The 24,955-nt window shown below is 36.1% G+C and carries 24 protein-coding genes; 2 read left to right on the forward strand and 22 right to left on the reverse strand.

The features are described 5' to 3' along the window. Window positions 1-178: 178 nt before the first annotated feature. The 22 genes from RK02_RS11040 to rplM all read right to left on the reverse strand — a co-directional run bounded on the left by RK02_RS11040 (window position 179) and on the right by rplM (window position 21,718). Window positions 179-874, reverse strand: coding sequence for a hypothetical protein (locus RK02_RS11040; protein WP_016184322.1), 696 nt, complete (start codon window positions 872-874; stop codon window positions 179-181). 2 nt (window positions 875-876) lie between these two features. After that, entirely contained in the window at window positions 877-1,164 is a 288-nt protein-coding gene (locus tag RK02_RS11045; RefSeq protein WP_018451719.1) for a hypothetical protein, read from the reverse strand. A 187-nt stretch (window positions 1,165-1,351) separates the two neighbouring features. Then, window positions 1,352-1,966 (reverse strand): hypothetical protein, encoded by a 615-nt coding sequence (locus tag RK02_RS11050; RefSeq protein WP_016184324.1) that lies wholly within the window; start codon window positions 1,964-1,966, stop codon window positions 1,352-1,354. Between the two features lie 2 nt (window positions 1,967-1,968). Continuing rightward, window positions 1,969-2,874, reverse strand: coding sequence for a hypothetical protein (locus tag RK02_RS11055; RefSeq protein WP_016184325.1), 906 nt, complete (start codon window positions 2,872-2,874; stop codon window positions 1,969-1,971). Between the two features lie 249 nt (window positions 2,875-3,123). Beyond that, the gene (locus RK02_RS11060) at window positions 3,124-3,378 is read right to left on the reverse strand and encodes a hypothetical protein (protein WP_016184327.1); all 255 of its coding nucleotides are present in this window, start codon (window positions 3,376-3,378) and stop codon (window positions 3,124-3,126) included. Between the two features lie 275 nt (window positions 3,379-3,653). Next, window positions 3,654-4,358, reverse strand: a complete 705-nt coding sequence (locus tag RK02_RS11065) for a hypothetical protein (RefSeq protein WP_016184329.1) — start codon at window positions 4,356-4,358, stop codon at window positions 3,654-3,656. Then, complete coding sequence (locus tag RK02_RS11070; protein ID WP_248623575.1) at window positions 4,355-5,047, reverse strand: hypothetical protein; 693 nt, start codon at window positions 5,045-5,047, stop codon at window positions 4,355-4,357. Before RK02_RS11070 ends, RK02_RS11065 begins: the two co-directional genes overlap by 4 nt. Window positions 5,048-5,162: 115 nt before the next feature. Then, on the reverse strand, window positions 5,163-5,807 hold the full coding sequence (locus RK02_RS11075; RefSeq protein WP_016184331.1) for an Imm59 family immunity protein: 645 nt from the start codon (window positions 5,805-5,807) through the stop codon (window positions 5,163-5,165). After that, window positions 5,807-8,041, reverse strand: coding sequence for a glycohydrolase toxin TNT-related protein (locus RK02_RS11080; RefSeq protein ID WP_016184332.1), 2,235 nt, complete (start codon window positions 8,039-8,041; stop codon window positions 5,807-5,809). The genes RK02_RS11075 and RK02_RS11080 overlap by 1 nt, the downstream gene beginning before the upstream one ends. An 11-nt stretch (window positions 8,042-8,052) precedes the next feature. Beyond that, window positions 8,053-8,472: a hypothetical protein gene (locus RK02_RS11085; protein WP_016184333.1), complete on the reverse strand. Its 420-nt coding sequence runs from the start codon at window positions 8,470-8,472 to the stop codon at window positions 8,053-8,055. A gap of 2 nt (window positions 8,473-8,474) precedes the next feature. Continuing rightward, the gene (locus RK02_RS11090) at window positions 8,475-9,131 is read right to left on the reverse strand and encodes a hypothetical protein (RefSeq protein WP_016184334.1); all 657 of its coding nucleotides are present in this window, start codon (window positions 9,129-9,131) and stop codon (window positions 8,475-8,477) included. Next, window positions 9,128-9,460: a hypothetical protein gene (locus tag RK02_RS11095; RefSeq protein WP_016184335.1), complete on the reverse strand. Its 333-nt coding sequence runs from the start codon at window positions 9,458-9,460 to the stop codon at window positions 9,128-9,130. Before RK02_RS11095 ends, RK02_RS11090 begins: the two co-directional genes overlap by 4 nt. Window positions 9,461-9,472: 12 nt before the next feature. After that, window positions 9,473-9,862: a hypothetical protein gene (locus RK02_RS11100; protein ID WP_016184336.1), complete on the reverse strand. Its 390-nt coding sequence runs from the start codon at window positions 9,860-9,862 to the stop codon at window positions 9,473-9,475. Then, window positions 9,855-10,340, reverse strand: a complete 486-nt coding sequence (locus RK02_RS11105) for an MFS transporter (protein ID WP_016184337.1) — start codon at window positions 10,338-10,340, stop codon at window positions 9,855-9,857. The genes RK02_RS11100 and RK02_RS11105 overlap by 8 nt, the downstream gene beginning before the upstream one ends. A 9-nt stretch (window positions 10,341-10,349) precedes the next feature. Continuing rightward, window positions 10,350-14,765: a type VII secretion protein EssC gene (essC, locus tag RK02_RS11110; RefSeq protein ID WP_016184338.1), complete on the reverse strand. Its 4,416-nt coding sequence runs from the start codon at window positions 14,763-14,765 to the stop codon at window positions 10,350-10,352. 13 nt (window positions 14,766-14,778) lie between these two features. After that, complete coding sequence (gene essB / locus RK02_RS11115) at window positions 14,779-16,035, reverse strand: type VII secretion protein EssB (RefSeq protein WP_016184339.1); 1,257 nt, start codon at window positions 16,033-16,035, stop codon at window positions 14,779-14,781. Next, complete coding sequence (locus tag RK02_RS11120) at window positions 16,035-16,277, reverse strand: EsaB/YukD family protein (RefSeq protein WP_016184340.1); 243 nt, start codon at window positions 16,275-16,277, stop codon at window positions 16,035-16,037. The genes essB and RK02_RS11120 overlap by 1 nt, the downstream gene beginning before the upstream one ends. Continuing rightward, window positions 16,277-16,747 carry a type VII secretion protein EssA gene (essA, locus tag RK02_RS11125; protein WP_016184341.1) on the reverse strand — a complete coding sequence of 157 codons (471 nt, stop codon included), beginning with the start codon at window positions 16,745-16,747 and terminating at the stop codon, window positions 16,277-16,279. The genes RK02_RS11120 and essA overlap by 1 nt, the downstream gene beginning before the upstream one ends. Window positions 16,748-16,749: 2 nt before the next feature. Beyond that, on the reverse strand, window positions 16,750-19,836 hold the full coding sequence (gene esaA, locus RK02_RS11130; RefSeq protein WP_245555641.1) for a type VII secretion protein EsaA: 3,087 nt from the start codon (window positions 19,834-19,836) through the stop codon (window positions 16,750-16,752). Window positions 19,837-19,906: 70 nt separating this feature from the next. Continuing rightward, the gene (locus RK02_RS11135) at window positions 19,907-20,200 is read right to left on the reverse strand and encodes a WXG100 family type VII secretion target (protein WP_016184343.1); all 294 of its coding nucleotides are present in this window, start codon (window positions 20,198-20,200) and stop codon (window positions 19,907-19,909) included. A gap of 681 nt (window positions 20,201-20,881) precedes the next feature. Then, complete coding sequence (rpsI, locus tag RK02_RS11145) at window positions 20,882-21,274, reverse strand: 30S ribosomal protein S9 (protein WP_016184344.1); 393 nt, start codon at window positions 21,272-21,274, stop codon at window positions 20,882-20,884. Window positions 21,275-21,289: 15 nt separating this feature from the next. Beyond that, a complete protein-coding gene (gene rplM, locus RK02_RS11150) occupies window positions 21,290-21,718 on the reverse strand; it encodes a 50S ribosomal protein L13 (protein ID WP_306298625.1) in 429 nt (142 codons plus the stop codon). A 417-nt stretch (window positions 21,719-22,135) separates the two neighbouring features. On the opposite strand from rplM, the gene RK02_RS11155 reads away from it, so the two are divergent. Both RK02_RS11155 and argH read left to right on the forward strand, forming a co-directional pair. Continuing rightward, window positions 22,136-23,338 (forward strand): argininosuccinate synthase, encoded by a 1,203-nt coding sequence (locus RK02_RS11155; RefSeq protein ID WP_016184346.1) that lies wholly within the window; start codon window positions 22,136-22,138, stop codon window positions 23,336-23,338. Between the two features lie 134 nt (window positions 23,339-23,472). Beyond that, a complete protein-coding gene (gene argH / locus RK02_RS11160) occupies window positions 23,473-24,852 on the forward strand; it encodes an argininosuccinate lyase (RefSeq protein WP_016184347.1) in 1,380 nt (459 codons plus the stop codon). Window positions 24,853-24,955: the final 103 nt, after the last annotated feature.

Below are 24,955 nucleotides of genomic sequence, written 5' to 3' on the forward strand. Positions count from 1 at the left end.
AGCAAATAACGATCCTGCTGTTGCCCCAAATGCCGCTCCCGCTCCCGTTGCTCCAGCTCCCGAAACTGAATCAACACTCGTATCTATGGCAAAATTTTTCCAATTTTTAACACTATTGATGCCGCTTATTTCAAATTCATTGAAATTAGCCTCTCAAATTTTTAGAGGTAAATATTTTTCACTTAGACTTCATCGTCTCCCTCGTTTCCTTATATTCTGGATCTTTATGAATGAGATAAGCGGCATAAAACGAGTCGACAATAAGACCTGGGGAAACTACCGAAAATAATAGTCCTAATAGTACACCAAATAAATTTTGAATATGACCTGTTAATAGAGATGGAGCTAGCAACACTAATCCAAAGATAATGCCATAGCTTAATAAATGAGAATTTTCTTTTTTCTTGGCTTCAACTCCGCAACCAAGGACCCGCTCTTTTTTGATCTTATAGCAATACCCATAATAGACGCTCGAAACAATGATAGTAACTAACATTACAATAATATAAAGCAAAGCATACCAAGAATACACATTGTTGTAATTTACATTAGCATTAGTAAACATTAAAAGGCCAAGAAAATCCAGATCTAATAAAATTATTAAAAAATTTATTCCAATAAGGATAAAAGTTGCTACCTGAAATTTGTAATATATTCTTTTTATAAACGAAAGAACGATACTACATGCATTCACAATGATAAACAGTTGAAAAATCGCCTTATAATATCCACTTTGATCATTAAAACATGTTATTGCGTAGTGAAATAGCGATAATATGGCAGATAGCCAAGAAAATCTGATAAGACTAAGAGACATGGCACTACTTAAAAAAGGAAGATAATATCTTGTAAATGTTTTCTCATTTCTTTTCATATTCAATTAAATAACCCTTTCAAACTATCTTTTACCCAAGTGGTTGCTGATTTTCCACCGAACCAGTCTTGGTTCATACCCCAAGACACTCCCATACCTGCCGCTGCACCTACAACAGTACCAATAGGTGGGACAAAAAGTGATCCAAATGCCGCTCCCGCTCCCGTTGCTCCAGCTCCCGAAACTAAATCAACACTCATATCTATGGCAAAATTTTTCCAATTTTTAACACTATTGATGCCGCCATCAGCATTAATAAAGTCTGCGTTAACATTATTTATAACTGTCATGGCTGTACCAGCTGTCATTATAAAATGGAAAACAGTTTAAAATCATTAGTTTAGTTTTTCCATTTTTTAATTTAACAACACTTCCAATAGCAACATATTAGAAATTTCAAAACTCAATTATTCAAAACTCAATTAAAAATTGATTAAATTAAATCATTGAAGATCAATCAGTAAATTTCTAAATAATCTATTCATTTTTTTGGTTAGTAACCTCAATGATTCGATTACGTAAATGGTTAATAGCTTTATAACGTCCTGAAATATTTAAGTATTTGAGTATTGCCAAAGACAATAGTAAGCTAATGATTGTGAGCGCTAAACCAATAAGTATGGAAAATTTTAAAAATAGGACTAAGCCAACAGCTGCAGATAAAAATGATATTAAGCAAATATTTTTGAAACTATTGGCTGTTTTAGTAGACTTATCAAGTAAATCCTCAACCTCTGCTAGTTGTAAATGAAGTGGGATAGAAATGGAATAGTCACTCATATGTTTCTTGATAAAATCATTTAAATATTTCCATAAAAAGAGAAATAAGACTAATCCCAAAAACAAGACCATAAACTGAGTTTGAAATGTTGCAATAGAACGATACCACTTATTGATAATTATTGAAATCAACCCAATCGTTAATGATATTCCTGTGGCATTTTCTAATAATTTTTTAGATTGTTCTCTGTATTTCAAAGTATTCTGATTTTGAAGATACAACTGTCCTTCATTCATATCATAGTAATAAGTTCTTTCGCTATCATGAAAGAGTTCAATTTTAGATAAAATATCTGTATTTGCTTTTTCCATAATTAATTAAAAACACTTCCTAATCCACTGAAAATATCCGAAATTGCATCTCCGATATTATCTAGACCTTCTTTGGCTTCCATAAGTTTATCTGAACTCCAATCAATGATCTCTTCCTTGTTATCATAAACAGCATCAAATATCAGTGAACCGCCGACAGAAATTGCTGATGTAACCACAAAATCTACTGCAATTCCAGCGATTGGTGCTAAAGGAGCACCAATAACAGATGTAGCTAAAGCACCCGCAACAGCTGTTCCTGCAATCTTTCCTGCAGCTGCTCCCGCAACCCCAATTGCTACATGGACACCGGTCTTAATAGCGGCATCAGTAGTAGACTCACCGTCTGCCACCTGACTACCAAAATCTATTGCCGCCCCAATACCAACTGGAGCATATTTAACATATGGGGATGCACTTCTGATGAGATTTGCATATCCTGGATTAACATCCAAAGATACTATACTACTACTTCCTCCACCAGCAAGTGATCCAACCAGACCATACTGCATCGTGTTAATATTCTGAGAAAGTGTCTTCCAAGAAGCTTCGGTAAATTTATCGACAGCCTCATCTGTAATTTTGGACTTAATAAGTTCTTTGGTAAATGCTCCTGTTCCTGATAAAATACCACTTTTAATTGAGTTTAAAGTATTTTCATCAATCCACCCACGTTTACAAGCCTCTTCCGCTTTATCTAATATCTCTTTATTTTTATCTGATGAAGTACTAACTCGAGCATTAATGATCTGCACCCAAGATAAGTTAGCACTATTATACTCTGGAAAATTTTTTGTCTTGTTGAAACTGTTATAATCAGAAGTCACTTGGCTGAACCCTTGTAACACAGCTGAGTACAAGCCTGAAATCTCATCAAAAAGACTAGGGGAGCTAGCGTTAAACGCCATTTTTATTGCTTTTAAATTTTATATCTTATAATTCAATAAAATAATGATTACTGATTTTTATTTGCCAATCGAGTTATAAACTAATTATCATTCTATACTTATTTAGTTATCTCTACGTTTCCGTCCTCATATCCCGAATACATCTTACTTTTAGGACTAACATATGTAATAAACTCTACTGATTCATCATTAGTTGCAATTGTCAGTATTCCACTATTAAATAAACAAACGTAAGTCATTGAATCTTTCTCAAATTTTTTTATCTACATCATACTTATAAGAAATTTCCGTACCATTTTCATTAATTGTCAACGTCGTTCCCTCAACTTTTATCCATGATGTTTTATCTATAGAAGCTTTTTTTGTGGCTTGATTTTCAACAACCAAATAGTATATACCATCTTTTGAAGATTTTGAATCAATCTTCGATTCTATTATTCCAAAGACCATAAGAATGGGAATAAGTAAAAAAATAAACTTCCACCTTTTTGATTTAAAGCTCATGTTGATCTCCTCTAAGTTTTTTTGCTTTTAGTTTACTTAGTTTTGTACTCTCTTCAAACGTTTTTGCTTCTCTTAAAAAATTTTGAAATTCAATGTCCACGTAGCCTAAAAATATAACACTATTAATATCCTCTTTATTGATTGACTGCGTGGTTTATTGCTTCTGACAGTAAAATCGCGCCCTGAATTAAAGGGATTAACACCGTAGCACCTTCAGTGTATAAAGGACGTGTACAAAATCTCTTTATAAATCGTTTGATTTTACTCATCCTAATCTATTTCCTTAACTTCATTTTTTGCTGATCAGTTTTCTTTATACTTTTTGTTTGGCGTAAAGCCGCCATCGCTTTCCCATCATAACGAGATTGTTTCAATTCTGGATGCCAATATTCTGAAGTTCTAGTAAAATCCATAGGACATACCGTATTTATAAAAGCAAGACATATAGCTGCAGTGACAGACAATGTAACAAATTTAAAAGTGTTTAGAATAACACTACCTGCCATCGCCAAAAGTGCAATAAACAGAGGTACTCCTAAGATTAGTGCTTTCATTCTCTTTTGTTCTTCTCCAGTAAATTTATCCATAAATATAAATTGCCAGATCCAAGATAATAAAGGAACTATAATTGGATACCAAATAACAAACATCCTATCTGTATCACTACTAGTTAATACCAGCGTTATATAAGCGATAACAATCGTTATCATAGTCGTTATATATGGTAATTTTAACCAATGCGATTGCAAATTCCCACAATATCTCTTTCCTATCCGATTTAATATAGCAAGTAGCAAAAAAATTGTTGTCAGGATACCTGCGTAAAGATGAAATTCGTTATAGTTACTAAATGTTCCTAAAAACACTGCGGTACCCAAGAATGCCAAAAATAGACAGCCTTGTACGCCATACGCAAAAGAGCCTTCAGTGTATAAAGGACGTGTACAAAATCTCTTTATAAATCGTTTGATTTTACTCATCCAAACACCTTCCTTAATGTTTTCCCAAAGCTTTTCATACCATTTGAAATGGCTTTTATACTTTTGACCGCCATTTTTTTTGCTCCTTTAGTTAGATTCAATTGATCATCGACAAATGAAACAAGCTTAACAGCTACAGCACTCATCGCTAAACCACCTATTACAGCACCGGCTCCTACTAATACCGGAGCAGCTGCAACACCTGCGGTTACCCCTAAAACAGTTGCTGCTGTCACTCCAACCGAGTAACCAACCGTGGCTGCAGCAGCATCCACTCCAACTTTGGCAGAATCAATGCCGATACCTGCTGCTTGTGAGGCAATATATTCAGCACTCCCTTGTTTTAGACCATTTTTCTCTGCCAAATCATCTGTCTGCATTGCTCCTTCCCCAACTTCAAAAAGGTCTGCCGCCAAATTAACTCCTGGAATCACTTTACCAAGCCCTTTAGCATTCTTAATTGCCTTAAAATCTGAGACTAAACTACTTAGTCCAAAAGTTATTTTTTTTAATACGTTCCCTTTCATTGCTTCAAGGCCTTTATCAATCGTCATAGCTTTTAAGTTAGACTTAACGGCTTGCAAATTGATTGGATGGTCTTTAATAAGAACTTCTGGATAGAGATATCGAACAACCAAAAGTGACCTTTTTTGAAAATCGCAGAGCTTTAAAGAGAATGTATCTATCAATAGCAATCAAGAGATGAAAAAAGAAATTACAATTCAGCTAGTGTTTTACAAATAGTTCACTAGTGAAAGAAGATTACGATTGAAGAATTGAAAAAGACGCAAAAGCGCCTTAAAATCAATCTGGTAAAGTTACCCTCAAGCTCATATCAGTTGATTGTAAAACCTTTTGAACTTGAACTAGAAAAGCAAGACCATTATCTGAAAGAGCATATTGGAAGGTAACATGGATGACCTTTTCTTTGAAGTTATCGCCATACCTTTCAACATATTGCTTGCTTTCAAGAAAGTGAATATAATTATTGATTTTTTCTTGAAGTTTGAGAAGATGGTCGTGTTCAGTATCTGAATTCCAAAGATTATCATCAATTAATAATAGTTCCAAATTATTATCTACAATACCAATAGAATCAATTACTTTGGAATTAAGTGTAATAGATTTAACTTGATCCCATAAGGGAGAAAAATAGTTTGGTAGCTCTCCACGCAAAACTTTACGTCTACTAGATTGAACAGTAGAATCTAATATAGCCAAAAATCTTTCTTTTGCTGAATTAAAATCTGAATACTCATATTTTCCCATTATTGAGGCTTGATCCATTGTTTTATAAACAAAATATTTTCCCATTTTTTTATCATAATCAATACGCACTTCCCATTCACCAGGTCTTTTTTCACCTAAAATAGAGTAACGTAAAGACTGATAATTCCGTTTATTTATTTCCTCTTGTAATTCTTTTCTTTGTTGTAACAAATCTGACATTATTTAACCTCTTTCAAAAAACCAAGTTTTTCATAAATAGAAACACTTGTTCCTAATTTTATCTGTTGACCTCCACCTGCTCCAAAAACCTCTGAAATTTCTCCAATCTGAGGATTATAAATATCTTCGGCCGTGAAATGGTAGTCTATCATATCTCCTAATAAATCTTGTTGTTCATCAAAACTTAAATTGGCAAAAGCTTCTTCATAATTTGTTTTATTAATATCCTTAACAACTTCATAAGTATGCTTTTGCTGATAAGATTCTGGATAAGGTAATCCTCTAGACTCGTAGGGATAACTTTCTCCATTAACAACTGGACTGACAAAGGTACCACTAGACTCTCCGTATCTATCAATTGTACTCCCAGCTGTCAAGTTGGCATCACTAGTTATAGGATTACCAGAGGAATCTAGTATAAAACCATTTGCTTTAGGCCAATCAATATGGCCATTGTCATCTAAGAACTCTGGGGAACGTACTGGAATATTTTCTCCGTTGTATAAATCTTCAGATAGATAAGCTCTTTCTCCATTATCTAAAGTAATAATTTTATTACCACTACCATCCAAAAAATAATTAGTTCTCTTTTGAGACACCACATCAATCTGTGTTCCTGGATTAATTTCGGTACCACCAGTGAAAGCTCCTTTACCTTCACCAACAATTGTGCCCCCATACTTAGACAAGTCCTCAAGGAGCGATTGTCGGTTGACTGATAACCCATTTGCTGCTGTCGTGTAGTCTTGGATACGGACGTTACCCGCTTCATCAAATCCTATCGCCTTCACCTGAACACGCTGGACATCACCTGCTGTATTTCGTGTCTCAATCGTGATATTGGATTCCACATCTGTTGCTGTTCCCTTGAACGATTCTAATGCACTTGCTTTAAAGTCAGAGTATGCCGCAGTATTAGCGCTAAGGGTGCTAACTTTTTGTGTCCAATCAGCTTCTGAAAGGTAAGACTCACCATTAGCTTTCTTGCGAGCAACATAGTTTTGATAATCTGAGTTAACAGAATCTCCACCCGTTTTCACTATTGTGTTATTTCGGGCTTTAACCACTGCTGATAATCCTGCCATACCCGCGTCCATTACTAAGGACTGCACATCTCCTGTCACAACATCCTTACCAATGTTAATCGCGTCCATCACATCATCTGTATGCTTCGTCACTTTTAACAAAGAGCTACTACCTTCGACAACATCGGCTGCTTTAGTAGAGAGTTTGCCAGCTTCTGCCAAACCTAATATTTTCGTTGACCCTGCACTTAAACCAGTTGCCACAAGATCGGCTGCTGCCCATAATCGTTCCTCAGTACTTAACTTCGTTCCGGTTATTAAAGTCTCTCCTGTCGCTACCGAATAGGCTGTACTACCAAGCAGATAAGCATTAGATGCTGTCGCTGCAGCTGCTATAGCTGGTGTTGCTGTTCCTGCAGTCGCTACTATGGCAACCAGACCTGCTGCAACCGTCAAACCAATCTCAAGATACTGAAGCACTTTCTTATGGTCCTCTTGAAAACTACTCCCTTTGATTTTTTCATAATCACTTTGAAGTGTTGGGTAGAATGTCTCCATCAACTCTTGATTACTTTTGCCCTTGAGTTCTTTAATTTGCTTAGCCGTTAAGTTATCCCCTGTTTTAAGCATTTCTTTGATAGCAGCTAAGCGTTGGGTATAAATATCCTGTGCGGCTAGAATAGGGCTATCAGCTCCTAGTATCTCTGCCAAAGTATAGTGTTCTTGAACTGTAATCGTTTTAGTTTGACTTCCATAGATAGTACTATAGCCTAATTGATAGGTTTTTGTCACACCATAGGTCATATTGGTCGTTTGATAAGTTGTTTCACTCCCATTAATCTCATTCAAACTAGTGTAAGCTTCATCTAGACCCTTGACAAACTTACTATCAATGTTTTGCATGATTTCACGATGAATACGTTTAGCTGCCGCTAGAAGTGTTTGAGAGCGATCAACAGCGTTTGTAAAGGTAGAACTGCTTTTTTCAGTTCCCAAGGCTGCATCTCCAATTCGACGATACAAATGAGAGACACCTTCACTTTGAACCTTGATGGTAACAGTACTAATATCGTCCAACATGTTAGTCACTTTGGTTCCAGGATCATAGTTACTGGTTATTGCTCCATAATACCCAGTACCCATTGTTCCTGAATAAACTGAGGTGGACTGTCCTGAAAAGTCTGATTTATTAGAATAATACTCTGTCATTCCTGTCCTCCTTATTTTGATGATTTCAATTGTTCTTCAACCAGAGAAACATAAGCTTCTTGATTATTAAGAATTTCCTCTTTCTTAGCTGCATCTGTACTTGAATCCTGAAGCATAAGATTTAGAACATAAACAGCTAAGGCTTTATCTGTGTCTGTCATGGATTGGTAAGTATTCTGAATATGTTGAGCAGTAACCTCACAAAGTGTCTCAAATTCCTGAGCTTTAAGAATATAACGAGCCATACCATCCCCTTCATCACTCTCAGGACTCATCCGATCATGAAAATATCCTTTACTAGAAAGTGTTGAAAGATTATCACTAATTTGATTCATAAGAGTCACAATCTCTTGGGCATATCCTGATATTTCCATTGCGGTCAAGTAAAGAGTCTGTTGTTCATCCAAATCAACACTTATTTTTTTTCCCATTTCTACTCCTTCACTTTTAAATCCCTAATTAAATAATGTTGTAAATCAACTCCTGCAATTGAGCGTAGTTGTTCTTTTAACAGATTATATTCATAAATCCCTTTATCCATATCCAGATATAAGGTATCATGAATTACTTTTTTATCTCGTTCAATAGTCACATGAATCGCTTCTCTATCACCATAATAAGCCATTAGGCGTATATAGGAATAAAGTTCCCAATCAGAATGTAAATATTGTTTCTGTTTGTCTTCTAATCCCTTTAAGATAGGGTGAGTAGTTATTAATAGTGATAGAAACACATGACTAAAGAGACGCTCAATTACATAATGATTGTCATCTACTTTTCGGATAACAATAGACTGATACCCTAAGTCATCTACTTCTGGAGCACAAAAATACCCTAAATCAACACGAATGTGCTCAAAAGACTGGTGATACTCTGCTAAATAGGACCCATAACGAACACATTCATCCGTTGGTTCATTCTCCTGACTAATGAGTCCCATTGCTTTTAAGTCTTCATAACCTTGCTTAATTGTCAATGTTAGTTGTTCTTTACGATCTAAATCACTATGAGGACAAGGCAAAAATATCAAATCATCCGAAAAATTATTCATCAAGTGTACGGTATAAATAGCTTCAATCGTAAACTTCATGCGTTATCTATCTCCTTTATTACATTAGCACTAGGAATACTACCTAACAATGTTTTTAAACCGACAACGGCTGTTTTCAACGCTTTAACACTTGTCTTATAATCATCTTTATAAGTCTTCATAAAAGTTTTTAACTCATTATATTGTGTTTTAGCTTCCCCTTCCCACTTTACATCAAGACTTTCCATAGTTCCAATATGCGAAGAAATGCTATTTAATTTGGAAATAACACTATTTAAATCTGAAATGATAGTATCGATATTAGAATCATCATAGGTTATTGTATCTCTAGTATAACTTGAATCAATTGAATTAATATCAGTATCCATATTCTCCACCTCTTACCAATAAAGTTTTTCCCACCATTCTTTATCCTTATTATAGGCATTTCGATCAGCAGTAATTTGCTCGTTAAGATCATCAATTAAATCACCTAAATCATTATATAAGTTAATAAAAGAAGTATTTGAATCCCGTACAAAATCACGGTACTCTTCCATTGTCTTAATATCCTCAACCAATTTTGTTTTTAAGTTAGAGAGATAGCCATAACCTGTATGTTCATCAATCTTATCAACAACATCTTGACACTCATCAATAAAATCTTCAATTGTTGATAAATTCTGTTGTGTACTTAACTGATGTGAAGATATACTATCACGAACACGCCTATATTTATCACGTTTTGCTTTATTGGCATTGATACTTATTTTCAAACCAGCATCACTCATTAGCATTGCCCTCCTCTAATACATCCTTGGCGTCATCAATTCGTGAACTCGTTGAATGATTAATTAAAGAAGATGGAGTTTGTACTCTCTCGGGTTTATTTAAGCCACGTTCAAAGTCAAATTGACTACAAAAAATTAATAAAACAATCAGAAAACCTCCTCCTAAAATCAATAAACGTTTGTTGCGATATTGCTTAGGAACTTTAACATCATTTAATTTTAGTTTTCGCAAATTAGGATCTACCTTATCACAAGACTGAACAATTCTCGAAAGCGGAAAGAGTCCTATGCTTGCCATACCAAACATAATAGCAATAGAGGCATACATCAAAATAAAATAGCGACTTCCCTGAGCAATTAATAATCCTCCTAGAACGAGGATAAACACACCAAACAAAATAATTGCTATCTGCCAATTGCCGACTTCTTTTCGTAACTGCTTGTATTCTTCTACTGAAATTTGTTTATTTTCTTTCATAAAATTCTCCTATTTTGTAATCTTGATACGCGTTTGCACATCGTGGTAGTGAAGGTAAGCTTGGTCAATAGGCAATTCCTTTTCTTTTACATTTGAACTGCGTGTAAATATCGTTTGATTGACCATTTTCATTGCTATCAAAGCTGTGTCCATACGTTCACGTAAGTAGCCACTCAATCCAACTGAAGAAGTAAAGAAATTTTTAGTGGCACTAAAGATTAGATGCAGACCAACTTTTGGACCTTCTTCGTATAGTAAAGCAAAATCATTATCCTCAATACCTTCTTGTTTCATAAATTCAGATAAATCAGAAATTAAGATATATTTCTCCTCATATTCATGTTTTCGGCGCTGTTCTAATGTTTCATTTTTTAAGGTATTAACAATATCAAACAGACCTTCTCCTACAACATGATAACTTGTAACTTTTGATTCAAAATCACGATAGTCACCTCTCATGTCAAAAAGCTCAATAGAATAATTAGTTACTTGTCCTAACGCCAAAATTACTTCAAAAATGTGAGTAAAGGCATTTTTTCTATTGGTTTCCTTATCTGAAAGTACTAATAAATGTTTGAATTGTGCAATCGGTAATGAGATAGGGGTTACTGTCTCAATATCTAGTCCAATTGGTAAAGCATTTTTATCCATTTCTTCTCGAACATCATTCATTGAAATAAATGACGAACTTGTTAAATTCTCTGGAACAACTGGAATAGATTTTGGTCGACTTCCTTTCCATTGTTGGTCTAATGTATGAATTTCCTCTTTTAAATTTTCTGTAATCTCAAAAGCGTCCATTCCTTTATTTGGTAATGCTACCTGAAAAATTTCAGGACTATCAACCTTAATTAAACCACGTCCTGGTAAATCTTCAATTACTAATTGAGTTCTTCCGACAATTGTCTTAGACTCTGAATCATCTGTCAATTTCAATGACAACTTAGTTTTTATATTAGATTGAAGACTTGCTCTTAATGCAGCTAATCGACCGGCTGTAAGTACCAAATAAAGTCCGAAACCTGCTCCATCACGAGAAATAGTCGTAATAATTCCCTCCAAAGCTAACTCATTCGGTGTTCCTCGTAAGCCCTCAAAGCTATCAATAAAGAGAACAATTTTAGGAAGAACTTCTCCACTAACTTGTTCATAAGCTTCTAAGGTAGCGACAGTATGCGAAGCAAATAAAGATTTTCTTCGCCTCATCTCATCATTAAGGCGGGCAACGAACTTAGGAATTTTTTCATTATCATCTGCGTAAATAATATCTGCAACATGAGGAAGATTAAGCAATGGTAGTAAACCATTTGTTCCAAAATCCAATAAATAAATATTCAATTGTTCTGGGGTATTGCGTCTTGCTAAATCAAGACCTACTGTTAATAAAAAGTTGGTTTTACCCATACCTGGACCTGAAAACAAGGCAATATTACCATCTTTTGAAAAAGAATGTGTTGCACAAATTTGAGTTTGCCGACTTGGAATATCAATTTTTCCAAACGCAATCTCCAAATTAGATTTTCCACTTGTCCACTGAGGTTTTTCAAAGTATAGTTCATCCAAAGAAATCCGTTCTGCCAACGGTGGTAACCATGGGCGAGCAATTGGCTGAAGCGCAAGAGTGTGGGTTAAATCGCGGAGGTGGCGCACAATGGCATCCAGCTCACTTGGCACTTGGCGAATGTCCTCCACATCCTCAAGCCCAGACAAATCATCATTTAAGATATCGTATTGCCCCAAAGCATTAATAGCATAAATGGTCTGATCCTCAATGCCTTGGTCGTCCTTATCCGGTTGATACTCCGCTCCAGACCAAGCGCTTTGGAAGAGTTCATAGACTTCGTTGTTCCCGACTTGCAAATAAGCTCGCCCGGTTTGAGTAATCTCTGCTGCATCAGGCGTGTGCAACATTTCGTTTGAATCTTGACGATCAGCCACTTTCAATGCAATCTTGAAGCGAGAGTTAGACCAAATCTGGTCATTGACCACCCCAGCAGGTTTTTGCGTTGCCAAAATCAAATGAATCCCTAAAGAACGTCCTGTCCGTGCCGTTGACACCAAGGCACTCATAAAGTCTGGTTGTTCTTGTTTCAATTCCGCAAACTCATCTGAAATCAAGAACAAATGTGGTAATGGCTCAGTAACCTCACCCAGTTTATATTTTTTCTGATACTGATTGATATGGTTAACCCCATTTGCCGCAAATAAGCGTTCACGGCGGTGAATTTCGGCATTGATTGAGGTCAAAGCACGCATGGCTTGCGCCCCATCCAAGTTGGTAATCGTTCCAAGCAAGTGAGGCAGGTCTTTAAAGAGATTGGCCATTCCCCCACCCTTGTAGTCAATAAGCAAGAAGGCTACGTCATGTGGATGAAAATTAACCGCTAAACTCAAAATGTAAGACTGAATCAGCTCTGATTTCCCAGAACCCGTGGTCCCTGCAATCAGCCCATGCGGACCGTGCGCTTTTTCATGCAAGTTAAGCGACACTATATCATCTTGCCCACGTAAGCCAAGCGGTACCGCCAAACTCTTATAAGGCGCATGACTGTCCCAACGCTCAGGCACTTTCAGCTCTTCAACACTTTCAACATGGTACATCTCCATAAAGGTCACACGATCAGGAATAGAGGACTTGAGGTTTTGTAAGTGATTCAGCGGCGCCAATCGTCTAGCTATCGTTTCTTTGTCATAGTCTGCTGGAAAATGGTCTAAGGCAAAGTCAACTTCTCTTAGCTCCCCTTCTTCCATGACCAATTGCCCATGATTACGGTCTTTGATGTTGATAATCGTCTTGATATTTTCCGACAGCGAACTCAACACGTCCTCCACAAAGATAATCGAACAACCAAGAGTGGTCGGATCTTCCGTAAAGAATTCCATGATAACATGGTCTAAAATCAATTTTTCATCGGTCACAATCACCACATAATGCGGACTAAATAAGGTACTCTCTGCACTTTCTTTTGACTCTTGTTGGCTACGACGCAGTTTTAAAATTTGCGTCAAACTATTTAACACCTGATCTCTTGTACGTTGATTATAGACAAAGCCTCGCACATTTATACCCTGCAAAGTGGCATGCGGCAACCAACGCATCCATTCCCATTGTGATAATTCTTCTTCCGGCATAATGGTAATGAATTGCACATCATGATAAGAATGGAAAAAGGCTAGCTGATTGACCATCAATTGTAACTGTTCTAAAACCAACGGACGGGGACCAATATACCCAACCGGACCATGCGCCAGATTGGCAACAATTGGCATCCCTGAGATTTCGCGTTCACGGCGATAAAGTGCATAGCCTTGTGCTTCCAAGGGATCTGTCTGTCCACTACGTTCGGTTTGCGTATACTTTAACGTATATGTCGTGGGAACCTTTCCCAAACCCAACCGATAGTAAAGAAAGTCAAAGTGTAGCGGTGTTTTTTCATAAATCCGATGATTGTAATGAGCAGATAACTCATCCAAAGTCTCAATCGCAGGATAATGATACAACTGCCCCTGCTTTTGGTCTTGTGCCAATGCATGAAGCGCAATCGCCTTATCTGATAGATAGTGGCGATAAGAGGCTATCCGTTCACGCAAGTCAGCCTTATATTGTTTACGATTTTTTATATAAGTGACGATTGAAAAGATAATAGTCACTACTGACATCGCCATAGTAACTAAGATATAAATACCTCGTGGTTGAATCAAAGAAATAAGAATCGTTACCGCCACCATGACAAGGGGTGGTACAATCATGCGCCAAATTCCATCTTGCGGTTTATTTGGCTCTTTTGCAGGTGCATTGATGGTAATTGTATCTTCTGAGCTCCTATAAATCATTCGAGGTGAGCGATGATAATCAGGATACCCCTCGTAAAAAGTATGGTTAGATTCTACCTTTGCAATGAATGCTGATGTAACAACAACTGGCCCTTTAACCCAAATTTCATCACCAAAAAACTTAAACCAGACATTGCCAAAACTCAATTCATCGCCAAAAGCCAGCGAAATACTTTTTTGAGCTAATTGAATATTATTCACATAAATCGAACCATCTAGAAGTGTAAGATACCAATTTGACGCTACTTTTTGCAGAATTACTTCAACTTGAGCATGCTCCAAGTAGCAATCACTTCCCTGTTTAGGGCTAATGTAAATTTCTTTTTTATCTAACAAATCAAAAATCTGATAAGTCTTTGCTAAATGATAAAAAGATACTCCCTCTAGCTCCATTCCATCGCTTATATATCCTGTCAATCCATTATGTTCATAAGTAATCTGATCGTCCTGTAAATTCAATTGAATAGCAGATGATAAGCCTCGAATATGAAAGGTAGCTTTATCAGTATCAGAAAGGAATTGCGGCCTATCTTCTGATAACGACAGCTGATAACGCAACCCTTGTTTATAAATTGCTAAATCTTTGCTCATTTTTTATCTTCCCTTAATTATCGCTTGATCTAGATGTACTAGTAGCTGTGCTAGTAGATTTACTACCTAAGCTTTTATCTGACGAATCCTCTGTTTTACCTGAAGCATCCGTCAAGGCATTCGTACGATCCTTCCAATATTTATCATATTCACTCTGTAATTTATCTAATCGATTTTCACGATTGCTACCAGATATGGAGTCGTTATTGCGAACATTTTCCATTTCTTGGGCAATCGCGTATAAAATCAAATCCGAATCGTTTAAACGTTTGGCGATATCCAAAGCATCCGCTGCATTATCGCGACCAATTTTAATCCAATATTCTAGATAAAGATCCTCCGTTTTTAAAGTAATATTATTCATAATCACTTCTTCTTTATCCTTTGAAAAATCCAAACTTTTGATGTAAGAATAAGCTAATTCATACTTTTGGGTATAGGGTAACTCCTCCACATCAATATTTTTTAATTCGCTAATGACTGCTGAATAATCAACTTTGATAAATGCCGTATCTGCATCTAACATTTTCTCTTTAAAAGGACTACGAATAAATACTAAATAAATTAATGGAATCAATAAAAACACCAACAGCGTAGATAACCAAATAGAGGCAAATTTGTAAAGCTTATAACGATTTTTCTTGACAATCGCCAGACTAGCAGATTCTTGCTTACATTTTTCACGATAGTATATCGTCAAGCTTTCTCTAACTTCTTCAACACTTGATAAATTACGGATATTATCAAGAAATTCAGGAACTTCGACAATAGCCAATGCACCCTCGTACAAACTAGCAAACGAATGCTTCGTAAAAATAGCAATGATATAGCATTTAGCTTGTTTTAAAAATTCTTCGCTATCCATGCTAGCAGGTACCATAATATCCGGCACTGCTCGATAAGCGATTTTTACGCGCTCATCTTTTGTTATAAAAAGATTTTCAGGATGCAAGAAAAAAGTTACTGGTAATTGTAAGCATTGTTCCAAATCCAATACGTTTAATGCCAAACGAAGCTGTTCTGAAAAAGAACGTGCCTTAATAGTAGCCAAATTAAGACCGTCTGCTTCTAACTCATAGTTAAATTGTATCGTGTCATCATCAAAAGACATGCTTTGCTCTAAAAACATAGGATGATGCAGATTAAGCACTCGTAAACGATCAATATCTTGCGTAGCGACATCTGAACGTTTTAAATGAACTTCCCAATTTAATTCATTTTTCTTATATATAAAATCTTGATTTGAAAATGTTATCTTTACATCACTCACTAAATTATCTCCTCTACCTCAATCACATCACCTGTCGTTACTGGATAATGTGCTAACCATTTTCCTTCATCTAGTACTAGACCTTTATTCACAACTCGTAGCTGATACTTGTAGCGTAAATCGCCATTTTCAAAAATGTTATCAAGCTCTCGTATGAATTTACGAACTTCAATTTTTATAGGAATACATACATCCATTTCTTTTCCTTTAAAAATCAGCGTAACATTAATATGATTATCCACTATTCTTCACCTCTGCTTATTACGTAGGTAGCAAAACTAGCCCCACAAATAAGTAGCAGGCTAGCTAATCCATATAAGATTGCTAAGAAACCACTAAAATTATTTGTCTGGCTAGTTGTATCTACACTCGTATTAACTTTGGTTGTATATTGACCAACTGTTGTTTGCGCAGAAAACAAAGCATCTACATGGTAAGGATCTGTTGCCATTGTTTTTTGCTTAAAAAGTTGATCTTGTTGCTTTTTAAAATTCTTGGCAACATTTTTTTGATTTTTTTCCAAGAGCATTCTATCTTTATTTGAAAATAAATTGTTGGTCAACTCTAAAGAATTATTGACCTCAGCCGTCTTGTTTTCTTCTAAAAGACTGCTGTCAATTTGTAAACGATTATCCTTGATCTCTTCGTCTGCTGAAACATTCAAAGAAAAGCAAGCCAATACACCAATGATAAAAACGAAATATTTCTTCATAACTAACCCTCAATTTTAGATGCTGGTTGAAGCAATTTTTGCCAATTCATTGTTATAAAAACATTGACTACACTCAATAAAAGAATGACTACAAAGACAACAACCAATAAAAATACACTAGCTGATCGACCATCAAAATAAGCCGATAAAGTCCCTTCTAAGGTAGAAAGTACATTCATTTTTTTAAGAACAGCAGGTATTCCTGATAAAGTCGCTGTTGTCCCAATCGCATTTGAAAGATAGACAAAGCTGATTGTCATAAAGAGATTTAATCCCATACCAACAGCTTTAAAATTCTTCATCAATAAGTACTGTCCTTGCGTTAAGGCTAAGCTAAACATGGTAATGACAAGTACCCATGATGGTATTAACTCACGTTCAACTGATAATCTAGATGCTGAAATACTGCCTAGAACTACACCGATAGCCATTGCTAAGAATGCGATAACCGTCGTATTTAAAATATCTGTTTTTTGAAGTTTATTCATACTAAATTTATTTTTCAATCTTTGAATAACGTTATAAGTTGAAAAAATATACGCGGCAAAAAGTGTCACAACCTCTAAAAGAAGGATCCAAGTAAATGGACGATAGACATTGACTGTGCCTTTTACAGACGAAGCTGATTCGGTTACTGGATTGGATAGAAAATCAAGTAGGGCTGCATTAGGAACGCCGTTGTTATAAGCATTGTTCAATACTTTAACAAACGAACCTACAAAATCGCCACTTTCTGATAATTCTTTATCAAACTGCGTCATTAAATCTTGGGCATCTTTGGCTAATTTACTACTATTGCTCCGAGCACTTTCTACATCACTATTAAAAGAAGTTAACAGTGTGTTCACTTGGTTCGCTTTATCAGCATTCGATTCTGATGTTGCTTTCAATTCTGATGTGGATGCTATCAAATCAGAAAAGGTTGAACTTAAGGCTTTCAAGTTTGAATCAGACTCTTTAAGGGTAGAGGAAACTGAATTCTCTTGAGTTTTCAAATTTGAAATCTGCTCTTGTAATGCTTGAACACTATCAAGTTCAGCATTCAAACTATTCATCATAGCTTCATTTGAACTTTGAAGGCTTGCCAACTGATTAGCAAGGTTATCGCGTGTGGCTTTTAGCTTTTCAATCTGCTGTTGGATTAACTTCGGCATAGACGAATTATCATTGGTATAACCGGTTAGATTATCCATAATAGCTGCCGTCACAATATCCGTTAACAAGTCACCTACAGATTGGTTAAGAAATTCATCTGTTGTATAGTATTGGTTAAGTAGCGTTTGTGCATTTTTATAAACATCTTTTATCTCTTGAACCTTAGCTGAATAAGCCGATTCCGCCGTACGATAAGCTTGTGCTTTATTCTGATAATCGGTCATATCAGATATGGTTGCGGCAGATGTAACCGTCACACCATTAATATTCACAGAAATACTATCGCTAGCTGAACTGTGATTAGTTGTATCTGCAGCATCTGTAACATAGTGATAGGTAAAGTTAAAACGATTATCTGAAGACGATGAATCAGCTAACGTGATGGTTACATTTTCGGTATCATTCCCACTATAATTCACTCCGTTATACGACCAAGAGTCCAACACAAAGCCTGCACGACTCGGTAAAATCAAATTCACCTTTGCTTTAACTGTTGCTACTGAATCCATTGAATGAGTATAAATCTGCTTTTCAGTTTCAAAATCATTTTTAGCTTTTTCTAAAGCTAATTTAGCCGCTACCAAATCACTTGAAAGCGCAGATGGTGTATAGGGAACTTGGGAACTGAATTTAGCCGCTAAATCCGTACGAAAATTTGAAAGACTATTTGCCGCATTGGCATCTAAATCAGTCATCTGATTAGCAAGCTCATTAATATCGCTTTGATTAATCGCTGGTAATTGATTGAGAGCTATCGACGTTGCTAACGCTAAATTCTTGCGATAATCTTCCCCCGTCACAGCAAGATAAGCCTTGCCGCTACGAGCTTTTTTCTTACTCAACAAATCTGCTACCGTTAAATTTGCCTTGTCTTTATAAAACTTTGAAACTTCTTTTGCTGCAAATCGCTCAATATTATCTGTTTGTTTCTGCAAACCTTTGAATTGTTGAGAAAATTGATTCTCTAAAACATTAATTTGCTCAGTTAGTGAATCAACTTGGTTTTGAACCTCATCAGTTACTGCGCTATCAGCAGATGAAGATACGTTAGAAAGCGTCGTTTTTAATTGACCTTGTACGTCATGCAACAATTCTGTCATTGTAGTCAAATCAGTCGCCAAGTCATCAGTATCCACAGCCATCAATGCACTCACAAAGTCATCATAACTTAGGCTATCATTAGCGCGCTTTTCAACTAAACGCATCAAATCAGTACTGAACGATTGTTGGGATGAATCCAATGTGTGATATGTAGAGGAGAAGCCCGACAACGATTGCTTTAGTGCATCATTAGCGGTTAAACTTCCATTTGCAGTTGTTACTAATGTAGGCAAATTATTTTCAAAATCAATCGCTGAGCCAAGTAAATTTGTGCGATAATTGTAAATATTATCTGATTGGCGGTTAGCAATAACTTGCACATTTTGTTGAGCTGTATAAAGATTGCTTAAAATACTAGCCATATACATATCCACCAACTGATTACTCAAATCTGAAACAATATCTTTCCCAACCTTAGTAGCTTCTGTTTCAATTTGTTGATTACCATTGGCCTTTACTTCATAACTAATAGTCGCTTTTTCAGCATTTAAGCTATTTAAATCAAGAATTTTAGATGAAAAATCACTTGGAATAATGACAATTAACTGATACTTACCACTATCTGCTGTGCCACGAGTAACAACAGACCAGTTTTGTCGATCGTCTTTTTCTAATTTCTGAATATAACTATCTCCTAAGCTATAGGTATGATCGCCAGAGACAACAGCTTTATCCTCATTAACAATAGCAACATTAAGACGTGTTGCCTTTTCTGATGATGATGTTGCTGCTGTTTCATTATTATCCTGAATAGCTATATTTAATCCCGCGACAGCCACCAGTAACAAAACAACCGCACCTATACTGACAATATATTTTATTAACTTTTTCATATTTCTAATATTTAAACCCTCAAATAGTAAAGCGGGCAATCAACCCGCTTTGATGTTTCATTCATCTACTTTACTTAAACCCAATTTGTGACGCAATTTGCGCATCTGTTTCTTCTAGTGTATTAGCCACTTGATTCAACTGTTGATTAATTTCGTCCAATAAATCAGCAAATTGACTTACTTTTGGAGACAATTCATTAAACTGTTGTTCAAAACTATCAAACGCGTTACCATCCCAGTTAGCATCAATCTCTGCTTGTGTATTAGTCAAACGAGCTAAAACATCACGAACTGAAGTTGCTCCTTCTGTATAACTTTGTGCTTGCGTACGAAGCTCATCTGGTGTCAATTTAATTTGTGCCATAAAATAATTCTCCTTTTTAAAACTAATTTTGTTAAGATTCTATCACAAACAGACAAATACAACAAGTGTATTTTTTTAAAAAATAATCTTAAATAAATAACTAAAATACATATCAATTGATAAAAAATTTGTTTTTCAGTTATAATATAAACCACTTAAAAAAGCTATAAAAAAGGAAAACAAATGAAAATAAATCGTTTTTATCATATTCACCCTTTTTTATCTTGTTCTTTTTGATAAAAAATACCCAATAAAATATATTTGTATTTGTTTTTAAAAAGAATATATTTAATATATTTACATATATTTTTAAAAAACAAAAAAATAGTTTGTTTTTCAAAGTTTTTCATCCGATTCTTCAACAAAAGTCCCAACAAACTACTTAACACTTTTATCGACACCAAAAAACACACCAACAACTCTATCCCCACAAACAAAGCAAAACTACGATGGATATTTATGCTCATGTTACTGAAAGAGCCAAAAATCAAACAGCCGATAAATTCGCTTGTTATGTTAATTTTTAGACTCTTGGTCAAAGTCATGGTCAAAAGATAAAAAAAAGACACCTTGCAAAACTGCAAAGTGCCTTGAAACGTTGTAAGGTATGGTACTCGATTTTTGAAAAATCTCCGTCCCATATTGGATTCGTAAGCGAATAAATTCGCAACGATTCCAACATTAACGTTTTGAGAATTGTGAAGCTTTACGAGCTTTCTTAAGACCTGGTTTTTTACGTTCAACCATACGAGCGTCACGAGTAAGTAAGCCAGCTTGTTTTAATGCTGAACGGAAGTCAGGATCTACTTGTAACAATGCACGTGCGATACCATGACGGATAGCACCTGATTGTCCTGCGTAACCACCACCATTAACGTTTACGAATACATCGTAAGCGCCTTTTGTTTCAGTTACAGCGAATGGTTGGTTGATTACTTCACGCAAGTCAGCGTGTGGAATATATTCTTCAACATCTTTTTTGTTAACAGTAATTTTACCAGTTCCTGGTACTAAACGTACGCGAGCAACTGCGTTTTTACGACGGCCAGTGCCGATATATTGTGCTTGTGCCAATGAAATTCCCTCCTATTAAATTAAGTTAGTGATATCTAGTACTTCTGGTTGTTGTGCAGCATGTGGATGTTCAGCACCTGCATAAACATGTAATTTCATGCCTTGTTTGCGACCTAAAGTGTTCTTAGGTAACATACCTTTAATAGAAGTTTCAACTAGACGACGAGAGTTTTTCGCACGTAATTCACCAGCAGTGATTGATTTTAATCCTCCTGGGTAGTTTGAATGACGGTAATAAACTTTGTCAGTTGCTTTTTTACCAGTTAATTTCACTTGATCAGCATTGATAACAATTACAAAATCACCTGTATCCACATGTGGTGTGAATGTTGGTTTATTTTTACCACGTAAGATTGAAGCTACCACTGTTGAAAGACGTCCTAAAGGAACATCTGTAGCATCTACTACATACCATTTACGTTCTACTTCGCCTGGTTTGGCCATATATGTTGTACGCACTTATTTTTCCTCCAATTCGATTTGAATGTTTGACATACACTTGAGTTTCCGGGGCTCTCGTGGGGCAAACAATACCATTTAATATAATATCGGTAAATTCAAGCCTTGTCAACAACAACTCATCGAAAAATGCATTTTTCTTGTAAAAAAATGTTCATTCACACTGTAACCAGTAAAAATAAATTTTATCCATTAATGTTTTTGGTTTAGACAGGTCTTTTAGCTTATTTTTTCATCAATCAAATAACTTTTCTAATAAATTTTTCGTTTGTTGATTTTGTATATTTTTAGTTTTTTTGATATATTTTTGCATAAATATTTAATTTAGGGGTTGAAAATTGAAATTTTATTTGTTAAGATGAATGCAAGAAATTTGAGAATACTCAGAAAGGACTTTGAATGATGAGAGAAAAATTAGTATTAGCTTATTCTGGAGGTTTAGATACCTCTGTTTCAATTAAATGGTTAACTGATGCAGGTTATGATGTGGTTGCTTGTTGTTTAGATGTGGGTGAGAAAAAAGATATTGAGGCAATCAAAGAAAAAGCTTTACAGGTGGGCGCTGTTGAGTCTTATGCAATCGATGCGAAAGAAGAATTCGCTGAGGAGTTTGCTTTAATTGCTTTACAAGGCAACACTTTCTATGAAGGCTCTTATCCATTAGTTTCTGCTTTGTCTCGTCCATTAATTTCTAAAAAATTGGTCGAATTAGCGCATCAGGTTGGCGCTACTACTGTGGCCCATGGTTGTACGGGTAAAGGAAATGATCAGGTTCGTTTTGAAGTTGCTATTCAATCCTTAGATCCTAATTTGAAGGTTGTAGCGCCTGTTCGTGAATGGAAATGGTCTCGTGAAGAAGAAATCGAATATGCAGCCAAAAATAATATTCCTATTCCGATGAATTTGGATAATCCTTATTCTATCGACCAGAACTTGTGGGGACGTGCCTGTGAATGTGGCGTGTTAGAGGATCCTTGGGCTGCTCCGCCTAAAGGGGCTTATGCCTTAACGAAAGAGTTGGAAGATACGCCTGATACCCCAACGATTATTGAGATTACCTTTGAACAAGGGAAACCAGTCGCCTTAGACGGTAAAGCTTACAGCCTAGCTGATTTAATTATGGAATTAAATCATATTGCTGGCGAACATGGGGTAGGTCGAATTGACCATATCGAAAATCGTTTGGTCGGCATTAAATCTCGTGAGGTTTATGAATGTCCGGCTGCCCTAACCTTAATGCAAGCCCATAAGGAATTAGAGGATTTGGTTTTCGTACGTGAACTAGCTCACTTCAAGCCCATTGTCGAACAGCAATTAGCCCAAGTTATCTATGATGGCCTATGGTTTAATCCATTAACCGATGCCTTAAAAGCATTCATCAAGAGTACCCAAGTCTATGTCAATGGTGTGGTGCGAGTGAAATTATTTAAGGGCAATATCATTGTCGAAGGACGTAAATCAACCAATAGCTTATACGATGAAAACTTAGCAACCTATACTTCAGCAGATACCTTTGATCAGCATGCGGCAATCGGCTTTATCAAACTTTGGGGCTTACCAAGTAAAGTTCATGCCGAAGTTCAAGCTAGCTTAGCTGAAAAATAAGTGGCTCTAGTCCTAGCGAAAAAAGGAAAAAGGTTCTTTTGCTTGGTAAATAAGAAAGCTAGCGCTAAAGCTTACTACAAGCTTTTGGCGCGATCCTTTCTTGTAAAGATTAATTTAAAAGGAAGAACAAAATTATGGCAAAATTATGGGGAGGCCGTTTTGACGGTAAAAACGAAGAATGGATTGATGCATTTGGCGCATCGATTGCTTTTGACCAAAAATTAGCAAAACACGATTTAATTGGCAGCCTTGCTCATGTAAAAATGTTGATTAAAACCGGCATTCTTTCAGCAGAAGAAGGACAAACAATCATACAGGGCCTAGAGCAGCTACAACAAAAATTAGCGGCAAATGCCTTAACCTTTACCGTACAAAATGAAGATATTCATTTGAATATGGAAACCTTCTTACACGAAGAAATTGGGCCGGTAGCTGGCAAGCTGCACACCGCTCGCAGTCGAAATGACCAAGTCGCCACCGATATGCATTTATATTTAAAAGAAGTATTAACCGAAGTCATTGAAAAAATCCATCATTTTAGAGAGGTATTGGTTGAAAAAGCGCAGGAACACATCGAAACGATTGCGCCAGGATATACGCACCTGCAGCATGCCCAACCGATTTCCTTTGCTCATCATTTAATGGCTTATTATCAAATGTTAACGCGTGATGAACAACGCTTTAGTGAAAATATCCAGCGAACAGACATTTCACCCCAAGGAGCTGCGGCTCTAGCTGGTACCACTTTCCCAATTGATCGTGTGTTTGCCGCTAAAGAATTAGGCTTTGCTCAAGTATATCAAAATAGCTTGGATGCCGTTAGCGATCGTGATTTTATCTTGGAATTTTTAAGTAATGCGTCTATTTTAATGATGCACTTATCTCGTTTTTGTGAGGAAATCATTTTATGGTGTAGTCATGAATATCAATTTGTGGAATTGACGGATACTTTTTCAACGGGTAGCTCGATTATGCCTCAAAAGAAAAATCCCGATATGGCTGAATTGATTCGTGGAAAAACAGGACGCGTCTACGGAGATTTATTTGGCTTGCTTACGGTGATGAAGGGCTTGCCTTTAGCTTATAACAAGGATTTACAAGAAGATAAGGAAGGCATGTTTGATACAGCTGAAACGATTTTAGCGAGCTTGGATATTATGAGTGGGATGATTGCAACGATGAAGGTCAATAAAGACCGGATGCTAGAGTCCACCCAAAAAGACTTTTCTAATGCCACCGAACTGGCAGATTATTTAGCAAGTAAGGGCCTACCCTTTAGACAAGCCCACGAAATCGTAGGTAAATTGGTCTTACAATGTATCCAAAATGGGCATTATTTACAGGATATTGCTTTAAGCGACTATCAAGCGATTACCCCGTTAATTGAGGAAGATATCTACGAAAAATTAGATGCCTATACCGCAGTCAAACGCCGTCACTCACTAGGTGGCACAGGTTTTGATCAAGTTAGCAATCAAATTGAACTGGCTAAGCAGACCTTAAAACACTCTTAACTGCAACTTAATTGGTTTAATCCCCTGTTTAGCCAGTCAGTTGATGATAATCTAGCGCTAGTTAACCAACAGCCTAGAGCTAAAAAAGACTGAGTTCTCTCAG

Source organism: Enterococcus columbae DSM 7374 = ATCC 51263, assembly GCF_000406925.1.
Lineage (GTDB): Bacteria > Bacillota > Bacilli > Lactobacillales > Enterococcaceae > Enterococcus_E > Enterococcus_E columbae.